The sequence below is a fragment of the Bacillus sp. FSL W8-1202 genome (assembly GCF_038006165.1).
GTDB classification, from domain to species: Bacteria; Bacillota; Bacilli; order Bacillales; family Bacillaceae; genus Bacillus; species Bacillus subtilis.
The window spans coordinates 1,960,529-1,976,057 of the sequence record NZ_JBBOUR010000001.1 but is presented as its reverse complement, the minus strand read 5'-3'; the positions used below and the strand labels follow the sequence as shown (position 1 = coordinate 1,976,057).

General features: G+C 43.7%; 15 protein-coding genes. 4 read left to right on the top strand and 11 right to left on the bottom strand.

The window, feature by feature from the left end:
- Window position 1: 1 nt before the first annotated feature.
- From NSQ09_RS10190 to NSQ09_RS10170, 5 genes are all read right to left on the bottom strand, one after another.
- Window positions 2-454, bottom strand: a complete 453-nt coding sequence (locus tag NSQ09_RS10190; protein WP_015715510.1) for a DUF6884 domain-containing protein — start codon at window positions 452-454, stop codon at window positions 2-4.
- Between the two features lie 195 nt (window positions 455-649).
- Window positions 650-1,627 (bottom strand): tRNA dihydrouridine synthase, encoded by a 978-nt coding sequence (locus NSQ09_RS10185; protein ID WP_041339072.1) that lies wholly within the window; start codon window positions 1,625-1,627, stop codon window positions 650-652.
- Window positions 1,628-2,378: 751 nt separating this feature from the next.
- Window positions 2,379-2,663, bottom strand: coding sequence for a YfzA family protein (locus NSQ09_RS10180; RefSeq protein ID WP_129137524.1), 285 nt, complete (start codon window positions 2,661-2,663; stop codon window positions 2,379-2,381).
- A gap of 627 nt (window positions 2,664-3,290) precedes the next feature.
- Window positions 3,291-4,691 carry a 23S rRNA (uracil(1939)-C(5))-methyltransferase RlmD gene (gene rlmD, locus NSQ09_RS10175; RefSeq protein WP_095843580.1) on the bottom strand — a complete coding sequence of 467 codons (1,401 nt, stop codon included), beginning with the start codon at window positions 4,689-4,691 and terminating at the stop codon, window positions 3,291-3,293.
- Between the two features lie 113 nt (window positions 4,692-4,804).
- Entirely contained in the window at window positions 4,805-5,668 is an 864-nt protein-coding gene (locus NSQ09_RS10170; protein WP_095010724.1) for a DNA-3-methyladenine glycosylase family protein, read from the bottom strand.
- 116 nt (window positions 5,669-5,784) lie between these two features.
- Here NSQ09_RS10170 and corA point away from each other — a divergent pair, with 116 nt between their 5' ends.
- Window positions 5,785-6,744 carry a magnesium/cobalt transporter CorA gene (corA, locus tag NSQ09_RS10165; protein ID WP_042978096.1) on the top strand — a complete coding sequence of 320 codons (960 nt, stop codon included), beginning with the start codon at window positions 5,785-5,787 and terminating at the stop codon, window positions 6,742-6,744.
- 98 nt (window positions 6,745-6,842) lie between these two features.
- Window positions 6,843-7,703: an NAD(P)-dependent oxidoreductase gene (locus tag NSQ09_RS10160; RefSeq protein ID WP_046160199.1), complete on the top strand. Its 861-nt coding sequence runs from the start codon at window positions 6,843-6,845 to the stop codon at window positions 7,701-7,703.
- Between the two features lie 61 nt (window positions 7,704-7,764).
- Here NSQ09_RS10160 and NSQ09_RS10155 read toward each other — a convergent pair.
- The 3 genes from NSQ09_RS10155 to NSQ09_RS10145 form a co-directional block, all read right to left on the bottom strand.
- Window positions 7,765-8,915 (bottom strand): IS3 family transposase gene (locus NSQ09_RS10155; protein ID WP_087614160.1). Its coding sequence is split into 2 segments (ribosomal slippage): window positions 7,765-8,642 and window positions 8,642-8,915, totalling 1,152 coding nucleotides; the frame shifts between segments, so codons are not numbered across the junction.
- Window positions 8,916-9,029: 114 nt separating this feature from the next.
- Complete coding sequence (gene pdaA, locus NSQ09_RS10150; RefSeq protein ID WP_129093301.1) at window positions 9,030-9,821, bottom strand: delta-lactam-biosynthetic de-N-acetylase; 792 nt, start codon at window positions 9,819-9,821, stop codon at window positions 9,030-9,032.
- 100 nt (window positions 9,822-9,921) lie between these two features.
- The gene (locus NSQ09_RS10145) at window positions 9,922-10,107 is read right to left on the bottom strand and encodes an SE1561 family protein (protein WP_003223132.1); all 186 of its coding nucleotides are present in this window, start codon (window positions 10,105-10,107) and stop codon (window positions 9,922-9,924) included.
- A gap of 144 nt (window positions 10,108-10,251) precedes the next feature.
- On the opposite strand from NSQ09_RS10145, the gene yfkAB reads away from it, so the two are divergent.
- Together yfkAB and mscC are read left to right on the top strand one after the other, a co-directional pair.
- Window positions 10,252-11,373: a radical SAM/CxCxxxxC motif protein YfkAB gene (gene yfkAB, locus NSQ09_RS10140; protein WP_341031249.1), complete on the top strand. Its 1,122-nt coding sequence runs from the start codon at window positions 10,252-10,254 to the stop codon at window positions 11,371-11,373.
- Entirely contained in the window at window positions 11,374-12,216 is an 843-nt protein-coding gene (mscC, locus tag NSQ09_RS10135; protein ID WP_010886444.1) for a mechanosensitive ion channel protein MscC, read from the top strand.
- Window positions 12,217-12,278: 62 nt separating this feature from the next.
- On the opposite strand, the gene NSQ09_RS10130 is transcribed toward mscC, so the two are convergent.
- The 3 genes from NSQ09_RS10130 to cax all read right to left on the bottom strand — a co-directional run bounded on the left by NSQ09_RS10130 (window position 12,279) and on the right by cax (window position 15,464).
- A protein-coding gene (locus NSQ09_RS10130; RefSeq protein ID WP_087614160.1) for an IS3 family transposase occupies window positions 12,279-13,429 on the bottom strand; the annotation gives its coding sequence in 2 pieces (ribosomal slippage) (window positions 12,279-13,156 and window positions 13,156-13,429; 1,152 coding nt in all).
- Between the two features lie 114 nt (window positions 13,430-13,543).
- Window positions 13,544-14,338 carry a YfkD famly protein gene (locus NSQ09_RS10125; protein WP_072557051.1) on the bottom strand — a complete coding sequence of 265 codons (795 nt, stop codon included), beginning with the start codon at window positions 14,336-14,338 and terminating at the stop codon, window positions 13,544-13,546.
- A gap of 70 nt (window positions 14,339-14,408) precedes the next feature.
- Window positions 14,409-15,464 carry a calcium/proton exchanger gene (gene cax / locus NSQ09_RS10120; RefSeq protein ID WP_003242902.1) on the bottom strand — a complete coding sequence of 352 codons (1,056 nt, stop codon included), beginning with the start codon at window positions 15,462-15,464 and terminating at the stop codon, window positions 14,409-14,411.
- Window positions 15,465-15,529: the final 65 nt, after the last annotated feature.

Below are 15,529 nucleotides of genomic sequence, written 5' to 3'. Positions count from 1 at the left end.
GCTACAGTTCATGCTTTTCTTCAACAGCCCGGTTCAGCGCTTGGAGCATATAGCCTATGCCTTTGTAAGATGATAGCGGCCAGCTGATATGCTGGTGCTCTCCGATGACGGCGTTTAGAACGCTTCGATATTTTTTTCCGCCAAGCATGACTAGCTCTTCGATATCAGAAAAGCCTTTTTCGTGAAATTGGCGGCTCAGCTCGTCCGCTGTCATGATTTCCGGATGACCGGTGCCAAAAGTGACATCGTAATTTCCCGAAACGAGATCATCAGGGCGGAGGAACCCGTGCTTCGCAGACAAAATCACCCACTCATCGAAAAATGTTTTTGCATACCGCTCGCACGCCTGATGAAACGGGCTGAGATAAGCGTCCTCTGCTCTTACCGGCCCGGCATCAGGCTGGACGTCCCAGATTTTTTTCTTGCCGCAGGGGATGATGCATAGCCGTTTCATTTTCCTCTCCCCCCTTATAAGATATCTCCACTAAATATACCATTATTTTCTTACAATAAATTAGAGAAAAGACAGGCTGAGTAAAAGCTGCGTACAAAAAAGACCCGGATTTACCGAAAATCCAGGTTTATTTTAGTCAAGAATTGTGTAAAAATCCCTTTTTATTGTTAGCCTTTTTTGAATCAAGCACTGCAGTTACTCTATCCCATCAAGATACTTTCTCTCAAAGTCGTCGAGCAATGCACGCACTTCATCTGTTGACTTTGTGTTCATGCATTGATTTCTTAATTCACTTGCCCCTCGGAACCCGCGGAGATAAATTTTGAAAAAGCGAGGAAGAGGCTTGTACGGACGGGCTTCTAATGCTGAATATTTATCATGAAGATCCAGATGCAGCCTTAAGAGATCAAGCAATTCCTTGCTGCTATGCTCTTTCGGCTCCTTTTCAAAGGCAAATGGATTTGTAAAAATACCGCGCCCTATCATAATTCCATCAACACCGTATTGTTCAGCAAGTTTTAAGCCAGTTTGGCGGTCAGGGATATCACCATTGATCGTCAAAAGTGTATCTGGTGCCACCTCGTCACGAAGTTTCTTAATCTCCGGGATGAGTTCCCAATGCGCATCTACTTTGCTCATTTCTGCTCTTGTGCGCAGATGAATAGAAAGATTGGCAATATCCTGTTTCAATACGTGTGTCAGCCACTCGCGCCATTCGTCTACATCCGTGAAACCAAGTCTTGTTTTTACGCTTACGGGCAATCCCCCTGCTTTTGCTGCTTGTATTAACTCTGCTGCAACTTCCGGCCGGCGGATAAGACCGCTTCCCTTACCGTTCTGTGTCACATTAGGCACAGGGCAGCCCATATTGATATCTAGTCCTTTAAATCCTAACTCTGCCATGCCAATACTCATTTTACGGAAGTTTTCAGGCTTATCTCCCCATATATGGGCCACAATTGGCTGTTCATCCTCTGTAAAAGTCAAACGGCCGCGCACGCTATCCTTCCCATCCGGGTGGCAATAGCTCTCTGAGTTTGTGAACTCTGTAAAAAACACATCCGGTCTGCCTGCTTCACTTACTACATGCCGGAAAACAACATCTGTCACATCTTCCATTGGTGCCAGTACAAAAAATGGCCGTGGCAATTCACGCCAGAAATTTTCTGTCATAACAAAAATCAAATCCTTTCATTAGAGGATACAGCTAGACCTGTATCTCAATATTAAAAAACTGACCATGCTTCTTTTTACACTTATCGCATGCGAAAGCATTTCTTATCAATCTATAGTAAATTTTGAACATTTCACGTGGGATGATTATCTACCCTATTTTTTATATTGTGGTTAACTTGCGCTGACCTTCGTCTTTCTTAGTGGCCTTACTTTTGAACTTTTGGATAAAAAGGATTCCAACCTAAATAGAATATCATATGAGTTCTCCATATTACCAACGCAAAATAATTGCCCTGTTATTGAAGATAAGATATTTAACGCTACACCATATCCGTATCTCAATATCATATTTGCGGAAAAACTAATTTCAAGAGATAAACTTCGATTAAGCAAATTGAGTTGGGGGTGGTATAACTGAATACTCAAGAGAATGAAAAAACCTCTACTTAAGCTGCTAACACTTGTGAATCACATGGAGTAAAGAGGATGAGAAGAGAAAATAAATCCTTATTTAAAAGAATTCAAGAACTTCAATCTGAATCATTTGGCATTTGCTCATGATTTAGAAAATAACCAACGCAGCAAGTGGCAACCTACTATATATTTGTACAGGGTTATAATTCGGTAATCCTGATCCAGAACCAATAAAATAGACTGCTGACTATGTGTCGCAGTCTTCACTCATAAAATTAATTAAGAAAGTCTTCATTTTCTTTCATCAGTAAATAAGGCATCAGAAGTTATTGCTTTAATTTCGAATATCCTTTGTTATCCCTGTAATTATTTGTATAATAGTGAAAACTCCCAAGAAAACAGTAATAATATTAAACCATGGATTATCATAGAATGAAAGATATGTTTGAAAGAAATCTAGTTCAACTATGTTTGCTGGGAATCCATTCATTTCTCTATACTTAGGACCCCATCCCGTTAATTCTACAAAATTAAAATAAAACTGAGATACTAAAAATGCCAAAAATGTTTGAAACCAACTTCTTTTATATAACGGTCGTTTTTTATATACTTTATCCATTTAATTATCCATTTCCTTCTCTGCAATACTTTTTAGCCAAGTGTCAATCTAAAATCATTATATTATGAAGCATGATTGTCGCAAGGATATAACCATTGTAGGTATTACTGTAATAGTTGTTATCGTCTCGGCACTATTATTTAATTGTTGTAATGCTAATACGTTATTCATTTTAAAATGGGGTTGGCCATCATTTTCACCTCTTTCGTTTATTACAATGTTTCAACTTTTTACATCGAATGACTCTTGAAATGATATACGCCATACCTTTCCTTATATTCCTATCATCAATATTTCACACGTAATAACTGCAAGTCAATATATAATTTTACAAATTATGAAAAATATATCTATGATTTCACATCATTCTTCTCATGTATTTTAATCATACTTGAAGGAAATTTTTCCGGTTAAATAACGCTTTTTTTCACCCGCTTTTCAACACGTTTTTTCAATTCTTTTCGCCAGTTAAAATAAAGATCTCCGAGAAAAGAAGGAAGATAAAATTGGGGAAAGACAGTTAGGACAAGGGCTGCGCACGAAAAAGACCCGGAAATCGGAATTGTTTATTTTACCGAAATCCAGGTCTTATTAGGAAAACTATTTTATGACTGGGAAATGTTCTTTTTAGTTAGACGATTTCAATACAAGTCTCGCCACTGCTTCAACATGCGCCGTCTGCGGAAACATATCGACAGGCTGAATATAGTCCACGCGATAGTCCTTCGACAGCGTCTGCAAATCCTTCGCAAGCGTGGATGGATTGCAGGAAACGTAGACGAAGCGTTTCGGTTTGACTTGTTTGATCGTGTCCAGGAACGTGCTGTCACAGCCCGTTCTTGGCGGGTCTACGATGACGACGTCCGGGCGGAAGCCTTCTTTCGTCCATTTCGGGAGCCAGTGCTCGGCTGTTCCTGTTACGTATGTGGCATTTGCCATGCCGTGTTTTTTGGCGTTTTTCTTAGCATCGTCAATTGATTCCTTGATGACGTCCATGCCGCGGACTTCCTTCGCTCCGTCCGCCACCCACATGCCGATAGTGCCGACGCCGCAATACGCATCAACGACTTTTTCTTTTCCGGTCAGCTGCGCCGCTTTTTTCACTTCATCATACAGCTTGACGGTCTGTTCCGGATTGAGCTGGAAGAAAGCGCGGGCGCTCAATTCAAAAGATACGTCGCCGAGCACTTCTTGAATCACTGTTTTTCCGGCGAGCTGTTTTGTTTTCTCACCAAAAATCACTGAGGTTTTCGCCCCGTTTACATTCTGAATAATGGATTTGACCTCTGGCAATCGCTTTTGAATCGCTTTGACGATTTCTTCCTTGTGCGGAAGCGTTTCTTTTGCGGTTACAAGCACGACCTGCACTTCGCCTGTTTCAAAGCCGACTCTCGTCACGATCGTGCGAACGTCGCCTTTTCGTTTTCTTTCATTATAAACAGACACATTGAAGTCCTCTAAAATGCGGCGGACGATGCCTGTTGTTTTGTTCGTTGCCGGATGCTGAACGATACAGTCTTTAATCGGCACGATGTCATGAGAATCAAGGCCGTATAAGCCGGCGATGATGCTGCCGCTTTGCGAGCGCCCGATCTGGAATTGGCTTTTATTGCGGTAATTCCACGGGTTGTCCATGCCAATCGTTTCTTTGATTTCTATGTTTTCAACTTTAAACTTCGTATGGCGTTCAAGAGACTGAATGACGATATCGCGTTTTTCCCGAAGCTGCTGGCTGTATGCAAGGTGCTGAAGCTGACAGCCGCCGCATTGTTCATAAACAGGGCAAGGCGGTGCCACCCGGTGCTCAGATGCCTTGCGGATTTTCTTAATGCGGCCCTCCGAAAACTTCGGCTGGACCTTTGTGGCCTGCACAACAACTTCTTCGCCAGGAAGCGCACCGGGCACGAAGACGACTTTTTTCTTAAAATAGCCGACACCTTCTCCGTTAATGCCGAGACGCTTAATCGTCAGCGGAAAAGTTTGTCCGACCTTCAGTTCGACGGGCGCCTGTTTCTTTTGTTGGTTCACGTTGTTCTCTCCGTTTCTATATAAAGCTTTCTGCAGATGGCAGAAAGTGAAATGGTTTTTTCACATCTTTCTAGTATAACACGTTTGCAGGATTTCCTTCATTGTCAGATGAATTATTCTATACTCCTCCACAAATATAAAGACGCATAGCTTAAATAAGGCTCCCACTCCTTGCTCATCGCCAGCATGACATCCTTTGCCGGCTTATCGTCCAGCTGAAAGTGGCGTTTGATGGCATTCTGGAGGCCGATATCGGCAAGCGGGAATAAATTGGGACGGCCAAGTCCGAACATGAGGATATTTTGCACGGTCCACGGGCCGATACCCCTGATTTTGATCAATTTCTTCATAATGTCTTCATCTGCCATATGCGGCAGCTCTGACAAGCTGAGTGTGCCTTCTGCGATCATCCTTGATGTATCAATGGTGTATTCCGCTTTTCTCATGCTGAATTGCAGATCACGCAGATCCTGATAATCGAGTTCCGCAATCGTTTCCGGCTTTGGATAGCACCACACGCCATCCTTCTGCTCGCCAAACGCATGAACAAATCGTTCTGTTAGCGTGTAAGCGAAGGAAAGATTAAGCTGCTGGTGGATAATGCATTTCATCATGCAGTTGTACACGCTGTAGTCCAGAACAAGCGGCGTCCCGGCATGCTCTTCAAAAATGGCGGACAGACTCGTTTTTGAGAAATGATCCAGAACGTGCTGCAAATGATGTTCCCATTGAAAAATCCGCTTGATTTCCTTCATCATCTCATCCTGATCCGTTTCCCCGCTGACGAGGAACTCAGGCTCGTCAGCATAGCCTAACGCCTGTACTTTTACAATACATACGTCTCCCGCATGATTTCTGATCGGCACGCGGACTTCTCTCGCCTCTCGATCGACAGCATTGAGGGGGTCTAAAGACAGCCTGTCCAATACGCGGTCAAAATGATACGGCGGCGTGACAGATACTTTTTCCTTCCACATGTGATCCACCCTTTTTCCGTTTTTGTTCAGTATAACATGCCGCTGGAACAGGCAGAGAGTACCGTATACTTTTCTCATAAAGACCGCATGATATAATGGCAGGTGGAGGGTTGTTTATGATCAACATTACCGCAATCACAACAGAGCATCAGCTGCTGAAAAATATACCAATCGAACGAGTGGAACAGCCTGATATTGCATGGTACTGGGTTGATTTTTACGGCCCGGAGGATACGGAAACGGCGTTATTGAGAGATTTTTTTCATTTTCACCCGCTTGCCATTGAGGATTGCTTCCAGCATATGCAGCGGCCGAAGCTTGACCATTATGACGGCTATCGTTTTTACGTGATTCATGCGCTGAATAAGGAAACACTTGAGACGGAGGAAGTCGATATCTTTCAAGGCGAAAAATTTGTCGTCACCTTTCATTTACACGAAACGCCCGGTATCGCTAAAGTCCGGGAGCGTTTGTATGCTTCACCGGACATATTGAAAAAAGGGCCCGGGCATATTTCTTATATGATCATGGATCAGCTTGTTGATGAATATTTTCCTCTCGTGTATAAAATTGAAGACCGGCTGAATGAAATTGAAGAAAGCCGTCCCCACAAAACGTATGGAACGCTGATGAACGAGGTGTTTGATCTCAGAACAGACCTATTGCATTTAAGACGGACGATTATCCCGATGCGTGATTTGCTCTACCGGATTTTAAGCCTTGACCATGTGAAAGAGCAGCGGGAGACGAAAGCCTATTTCAGCGACATATATGATCATTTGTTAAAGTTGTCTGAAATTGTGGAATCCAACCGTGACATGACGTCCGACTTGCGTGACAGCTACGTGACGCTAAACTCAAACCGGATGAATGCGATTATGATGACACTGACGATCGTATCAACCATTTTCATCCCGCTCACCTTTATTGCCGGTGTATACGGTATGAACTTCGACTTTATGCCGGAACTGCATTGGAAATACGGATATTTCGCTGTACTTGGCCTGATGACCGCGCTTGTGATTGGAATGCTGATTTGGTTTAGACATAAAGGATGGTTCAATATTTTTAAATGAGGACAGCGAGCAGCTGTTCTTTTTTGTTGTAAGCCGATCGCTATGCATATTCTGTTCATATTGTTTATAATGGAAAAAATATTCAGGGAGTGATCAGATTGAAAATTGCTGTCATCGGACTCGGCAATATGGGACAGCCCATTGCCCGAAATGTTCTTCAAGCAGGCTACGAATTGACTGTCTATAACCGGACGAAACAAAAGACAGAAGACCTTGTCACAGCAGGCGCACAGGCAGCTGATACGCCGCGGCTGGCGGCAAAGTCCGCTGATATTGTCATCACAATGCTTGCAGATGATGATTCTGTCAGCACCGTGACATTCGGAGAAGACGGGCTGCTTGAAGGATTAGCAGAGAACGGCATTCACATCTCGATGAGCACAATCAGTGTTGAGTTCTCAGAAAAGCTCGCAGCGGCTCATGCAGAGAAAGGACAATCCTTTCTCGCCGCTCCCGTCCTTGGCAGACCGGATGCCGCAGCCAAAGCCGCGCTTCGCATCATAACAGCAGGACCGGCGGAAGCGAAGCAAACCGCCAAGCCTCTGCTCGACAGCCTCAGCCAGCAGGTATTTGACGTCGGCGAAGAAAGCAAGATAGCAAATGCAGCGAAAATCAGCATCAATTTCTTACTCGTGTCTATGCTGGAGGCGTTATCTGAATCCTTCTTAATGATGGAGAAATACGGCTTAGAACAAAAACAATTTTTAGAAATCGCCAGCGCGCTCTTTGGTTCTCCAGTCTATCAAAATTACGGAACCATTATGGCCGAGCAGAAATTTGAGCCGGCCGGCTTCAAAATGTCTTTAGGGCTGAAGGATACCAACCTGGCACTCGCCGCCGCAAAACGGGTTTCTGCAAATCTTCCTCTTGCCGAGCTGGCCAAGAGCCATTTTGAAAGCGGGATTGAACAGGGCTTCGGAGATCTGGACTGGGCCGCACTGATTAAATGTATAAAATAAAGAAAAGCCTCTCCGTTTAAGGGACTGACCCCCGTTTTTGAGACAGGGATCAAAACACCTTTTAAACAGCCAATTGCCGATAATTTATCGGTGATTGGTTGTTTAGTTTCGTTTGAATACGAATATTGTTATAATAATGAATGTATTCTATGACAGTGCGTTCTACGATGGCGGTCGTGGTTCGATCAATGCTGTTAAGATAGAACGTTTCAGACTTTAGTGAGGAATGAAACGATTCGATGGAGGCATTATCAGCGGGTGTCCCTTTGCGGGACATGCTCATGGTAATGCCTTTTGTTTTAACAGCTTTCTGATACTCGTAAGATGTATACACAGATCCTTGGTCACTATGTAACACGCAGTTCTCAGGCAGTGTTGGCAGTTGATCAAGTGTGTGTAAGACAAAGTCTGTGTCCTGCTTATCTCCAATCGTAAAAGCAATCACTTCTCCATTATATACATCCAATATACTGGAAAGGTACAATTGTTTCTGTCCATAAGGCAAATACGTGATGTCTGTTACTAGTTTTTCAAGAGGATGATCAGACTGAAAGTTCCTATCTAATATATTGTCGACCACGGCATATGGCTGCCCATTCTTCTTGCGCTTTTTCACCTTAACCCGGCACTGCCACTGATTTTTCTGCATAATACGCTGAACCGTTTTATGGTTAATACACATTCTCTTTTTTAATATAGCTGTGATTTTTCGATATCCATATCGATACTGGTGCTCTCGGCACAACGTGCCGATTTGTTTTTCTAAATGGCGCTTGGGATGATCTTTCTTCAGATTCTTCTTCCAACGATAATAAGACGAGCGAGAGATACCTAAATGAATACAGATATCCTGCACGGTCATTGTGCTGTGCAATTCTTCTACAAGTTCGACTGACGTTTGGCTATCAACTTCCTTTCCAATTCGTTGTACTTTTTTAACACTTCATTCTGTTGTCTCAGATATCGATTCTCTGCCTGCAGTTTCTCTAATTCGGAAGAATACTCCGGACCTTTTCCATAAGTGTATTGCTTACCAACAGGCTGTTCAAATCGATGTGTATCACCAGCCTTATACCATCTGACCCATGTCTTAATCTGCGTATTATTTTTGATATTCAACTCCTGCATGATCTCTTTCATAGGTACGCCTGCCAATCTCATTTCTACAGCCTTCTGTTTCACTTCAACCGGATAACTCACTCTTGTCCCCATAGAAAAAACACCTCCAAGTCTAATTTCGGATAACAATCATCCGTATTCAAACTTGAAGGTGTTTTTATTTGTCTCATCTTATGGGGTCAGTCCCTTAAGGAGAGGTTTTTCTCTTTACAAAGACGGCAGCCTCATTTCTTTCTCAAACATCAGATCATCAATGCTTTTAAATGTGTAGCCCTGTTTTTTCAGATCTGTAATCGCGTCATCCAGCGCTTCTGCATTGTTCCTCGATACGGTGTGAAGCAGGTAAATGGCGCCCGGGTGCGCCTGCTTGATCATATGATCGTAGGCATATTTCTTCCCCTTTTGGTTGTTGATTTTCCAATCAACAAAAGCGACCGACCAGAAAACGGTTTGATAGCCGAGGCGTTTCGTTTCTTTCAGTACGTACTCACTGAACACGCCGCGCGGCGGACGCAAATACAGGTTGTCCTGCTTTCCCGTAATTTTAAAAACCTCTTCGTTGACTGAATCAAGTTCATCCTGAATCTGATCAGCTGTTTTTGTCGTTAAATCCGGATGGTGAAAGGAATGGTTGCCGATAATATGGCCCTCATCTGACATACGTTTGATCAGCTGAGGCTGGTCCTTTACGAAATGCCCGGTGACAAAAAACGTTCCTGTTACGCGATGTTTTTTTAAGACATCAAGCACTTTTGGCGTATAGCCATTTTCATATCCGTTATCAAACGTTAAGTAAATCGTTTTTTCCTTTGTATTCCCTAAATAAAACGCGTCATATTTTTCAATCAAACTGTTCAGCTGCTTCCCGGCATCTGGCGGCTGATGATTGACACTTCGTTTAAAGCCCCAATTAATCGGCTCATTCGGCACCGCTTCCGCCTGTGCTGCACCTCCGGCAAGCAATACGGCGGCGCAGCATATTGAACACATCCACTTCATGGCCAGCGCTCCTTCTGCATTTTTTCTTATTTTACAGATAGGGGCTTTGTTTTATACTGTTGCTTTATGCCAATAAAAAAACCGCGGCGGGCGCGCGGTTTTATTCCCAATCTTTTTTAAAACGTTCGTATTTGGCTTCCAGGTCATCAAGCATGCTGATAAGCCTGTCTATATCTTCAACGTCGGTTGCTTCAGGGTCTAATGAATCGATGACGTTCATAAACATGTCAAGTCTGTTCTTTAAATAATCAATCTGCTGATCTTTATTGTTTACGGCGTTCCCCATTCTGTTCCTCCATTCATTTTTTATTATGGTAGCTCATTTTTTGCCGTTTTTCAATCGCCGCGCTACTTGCGATCTTGGCAAATCAGGTCTAAAATTAACTGTTGGCAGCGTTAGTATGCCCATTTATAAAGGAGTTAGATAGTCATGACACAAAACACGAAGCTGCGTCCGATTACGCCCGAGTTTGACCCTTGGGAAGCCTATATGGATGTTGACCAATACGGAGACATGCAGCTGACAAACGTTGAATTCACAACGACGACACTGTGCAATATGAGATGCGAGCATTGTGCTGTAGGCTATACATTGCAGCCTAAAGACCCGAATGCTCTGCCAATAGATCTTCTGTTAAAACGGCTGGAGGAAATCCCGCGCCTCAGATCCATCAGCATCACAGGCGGAGAGCCGATGCTTTCGTTGAAATCAGTAAAAGAATATGTTGTTCCTTTATTGAAATATGCCCATGAACGGGGTGTGCGGACACAAATTAATTCAAATCTGACCCTCGACATCGAGCGGTACGAATGGATCATTCCGTATCTCGATGTGCTACATATTTCTCATAACTGGGGTACAGTTGAAGATTTTGCTGAAATCGGCTTTGCCATGATGGACAGAAAACCGACCTTCGAACAGCGCGCGCGCTATTTTGAAAAAATGATCGAAAACAGCCGCACGCTCGTGGATGCCGGAGTAATGGTATCTGCGGAAACGATGCTGAACAAACGAACTCTTCCGCATATTGAGCATATTCACCGCCAAATCACAGAAGATATGAAATGTCAGCGTCACGAGGTACACCCAATGTATCCAAGCGATTTCGCAAGCGCTCTTGAATCCCTCAGCCTGAAAGAGATGAGAAAGGCCATTCACCGCTTGCTGGATATTCGTGATGAAAATACGTGGATGCTGTTCGGAACGCTGCCGTTTTATGCCTGCAGTCCGGACGAAGACGACCAAAAGCTGCTTCGCCGGCTTCGCGCGGCGAAAAACGTCACAGTGCGAAATGACCCTGACGGCCGATCCCGCCTGAATGTGAACATTTTCGACGGAAACATTATCGTGACCGATTTCGGTGATACCCCGCCGCTTGGCAACATTCAGACGGACAGCCTCCCTTCCGCTTATGAAAAGTGGAGAGAGACCAAGCTTGCGAAGGAACTAAGTTGCCACTGCCCGAATGTCCGGTGCCTCGGACCGAATGTTCTTGTCAAAAACAGTTATTATCAGGATACAGACTTCACAAAACGTCAAGCCAGGAGTTAGATGCGGATGAAAGAAACACTTACGGAGATTTTTCAAAATAAAATCGTCGATATTCTCCTCGTTGCCGTTATCCTTTGGATCGGTGTCTTTATCATCAACCGGCTGGTACAGCTATTTTTTAAACGGACGGATTTTATTGAAGAAAAAAAGGAAAAAACGATTGAAAGCCTTGTCCGTTCTGTCACCCAGTATACGGCGACAATTGGTTTTATCTTTTACGTTATTTCTTTATTTGTGCATGATTTCGGCAAGATATTGGCCGGGGCGGGCGTAGCAGGTATCGTGATCGGTTTTGGCGCCCAATCGCTGATCAAAGATGTGCTGGCTGGTGTGTTCTTAATATATGAACGCCAGCTGCACAAAGGCGATTATGTCACCGTCAACAACTTGTTCAACGGAACAGTGGAGGAAATCGGCCTCCGCTCGCTGCAAATCCGGGAATGGAGCGGGAAGCTGCTCACCATCAGCAACGGCGAGGTCAGACAAATAGAGAACTATAATATTGATTTTATGCGGATTACCGAATCCTTTCTTATCAGCTTTAAAGAAGATCCGGACCGCGTGTACAGCGTGTTGGAAGAGGCATGTGACATGCTGAACGAAGAGCTTCGTGATTCATTGAAGCGGGATGAATTCGGCAATCCGACAGAACCATTTCAAATCCACGGCATCACCGCATTGAATAAAATCAATCGCGGCGTCGAATTTACGGTTAAAGGCATGGTGAAAGATGATGATTATTTCAGTGCCAGCCTTGCAGTAAGACGGGTTCTCGTTCGCCAACTCTACCAAAACAATGTGCAAATGCTTGAGGAAGCGGTCCGAATCGAGAGAACCCAATAAACAAAAAACTGATTCCGAGTTGGGACTGACCCCCGTTTTTGAGACAGGGATCAAAACACCTTTTAAACAGCCAATTGCCGATAATTTATCGGTGATTGGTTGTTTAGTTTCGTTTGAATACGAATATTGTTATAATAATGAATGTATTCTATGACAGTGCGTTCTACGATGGCGGTCGTGGTTCGATCAATGCTGTTAAGATAGAACGTTTCAGACTTTAGTGAGGAATGAAACGATTCGATGGAGGCATTATCAGCGGGTGTCCCTTTGCGGGACATGCTCATGGTAATGCCTTTTGTTTTAACAGCTTTCTGATACTCGTAAGATGTATACACAGATCCTTGGTCACTATGTAACACGCAGTTCTCAGGCAGTGTTGGCAGTTGATCAAGTGTGTGTAAGACAAAGTCTGTGTCCTGCTTATCTCCAATCGTAAAAGCAATCACTTCTCCATTATATACATCCAATATACTGGAAAGGTACAATTGTTTCTGTCCATAAGGCAAATACGTGATGTCTGTTACTAGTTTTTCAAGAGGATGATCAGACTGAAAGTTCCTATCTAATATATTGTCGACCACGGCATATGGCTGCCCATTCTTCTTGCGCTTTTTCACCTTAACCCGGCACTGCCACTGATTTTTCTGCATAATACGCTGAACCGTTTTATGGTTAATACACATTCTCTTTTTTAATATAGCTGTGATTTTTCGATATCCATATCGATACTGGTGCTCTCGGCACAACGTGCCGATTTGTTTTTCTAAATGGCGCTTGGGATGATCTTTCTTCAGATTCTTCTTCCAACGATAATAAGACGAGCGAGAGATACCTAAATGAATACAGATATCCTGCACGGTCATTGTGCTGTGCAATTCTTCTACAAGTTCGACTGACGTTTGGCTATCAACTTCCTTTCCAATTCGTTGTACTTTTTTAACACTTCATTCTGTTGTCTCAGATATCGATTCTCTGCCTGCAGTTTCTCTAATTCGGAAGAATACTCCGGACCTTTTCCATAAGTGTATTGCTTACCAACAGGCTGTTCAAATCGATGTGTATCACCAGCCTTATACCATCTGACCCATGTCTTAATCTGCGTATTATTTTTGATATTCAACTCCTGCATGATCTCTTTCATAGGTACGCCTGCCAATCTCATTTCTACAGCCTTCTGTTTCACTTCAACCGGATAACTCACTCTTGTCCCCATAGAAAAAACACCTCCAAGTCTAATTTCGGATAACAATCATCCGTATTCAAACTTGAAGGTGTTTTTATTTGTCTCATCTTATGGGGTCAGTCCCAGTTGGAATCAGTTTTTTATTTATCTTGGCAGTGAGGAAAGCTGAAAGCCAAACGTGACATGATCTTGAACCGGAATCCACGCGCCGATTCCCTGTGACGTGACATTTTTCACGACGAGTTTTCGTTTATTTCCTTTCAGCACTAAGTACACTTCTCCGTAAGTCACTTTTCCTTTTTCATTCACAGCCGGTGCATATGCATGTAGATAACCAATTTTTTTAGGAGCGACTTTATAAATCTGATCCCGTTTTGTGCCAGCCCCAATGACCGTCTCAAATGCAAGCGGGAGGTTCGTTTTCTTCATTGCTTTTTGCATCATCATGCTTTTGACATCTTCAGCATTTGGAACTTTAGCTGTCAGGCCGCCCTTCACTCTGTACTGCTGTTCCTGGGCATAATGCATTTCAGCCGTTTCTTTCCCGCCGCGGTTATCCGCACGGTTTGTATTGATTTTTTTATATTCCCAGTTTGCGACTGTTTCATTTGATTCATAGCCGAGCGCCCATTTCCCGAGAAATATTGTCGCCCGGTACCCTACTGCAAGCGGTGTGCCGGATATGTTGGATTCATTCAGCATTTTGATGAGATGCGGATTTTCAATCTTCACCTCAGAATGATCGAGCAATTCCCTTGCCAGCTTGCTCGGCTGAAGCATTGGCTGATCCTGTGAAGCATTCGGATACGTGTTTTCCTTTGAAATGCTTGCGACAGAATTAGGAACCTTAAACTGCTTTTTCGCGTGGATGGGCTGAACGCCGAAAAAACTAAAGAATAACAACACAATAAGTGTGGAATGAAATAGCTTTTTCATCATATCACTCTTTCTATGGCATTTTCCCTTAGTCTTTTCATCCCGCTTTGTTGTTATCCATCATTTTTTCAGGTTAAAGAAGGAAAAAGCCGATCGCCATAATGACATATGCAGCAAGCAGTGTCGCACCTTCAAACCAGTTGGAATCCCCGTCATTTGAAATCGCGATCATCAAGAGAACCGCTGATACCATCGCGACGAGCTCCGGCAATGTAAATACAAGCGGCATGCTTGTCGGAAAAAAGATAGAACAGATGACGAGAACCGGTGCGACAAACATAGCGATCTGCAGCGTAGAGCCGACTGCAATTTCAACCGCAATGTCCATTTTATTTTTGAAGGCCATAATAATCGCTGACGCGTGCTCCGCCGCATTTCCTACAATCGCCACGATGATGACCCCGATAAACAGCTCGCTCCAGCCGAACTGTTCAGCCACCGAGTGAAAGGTATGGACCAGGTTTTCGGATATGTATGCAACCACAATCGTTGCCGCAAACAAGACAATCGTCGCAACCTTCCCTGACCATTCCGGCTCTTCCTCTTCTTCAGTCTGAGCGGCATTATTCGGCTGATAAACGCCCCGATGCGTGACAAGTTTAAAGTACAGCGCCGCCACATATAACAGAATCATAATGATGCTGATGCCGATGCTTAAATTGAGTTTGCTGGCGTTTCCCATACCAACAGAGAATACCTCCGGAATCACAAAGGCGACAATGATGGCAAAAATCAGAAGCCCGGAATTATGGCGGGCATCATGGATATTAAATTCCTGCCGCTTATATTTTAAACCGCCGACAAAAAACGATAGGCCCGCTACCAGCAGCAGGTTCCCCAGCACTGAACCGGTTAAAGAGGCAAGCACGATTCCTGTCAGGCCTTCCTTTAATGCAAAAAGGGAAATAATCAGCTCCACCGCATTCCCGAAGGTTGCATTCAACAAACCGCCGATACGCGGTCCTGCAATAATGGACAGTGATTCTGTCGCCCTCCCCATATAGCTTGCAAGCGCGATAATCGTCACGCAATAAACGGCAAATAGAACCGCGGAAGGCCAATGCATCAAACTGCCAATCACAGAAAGCGGAACACCGGCCGCCACTAAAATAAAAAAGATACGATTCATGGTGAAATAGCTCCTTTTTTATGACTTGTTTTATTTTTATTCTTCACAAAAACCTTCATGATTAC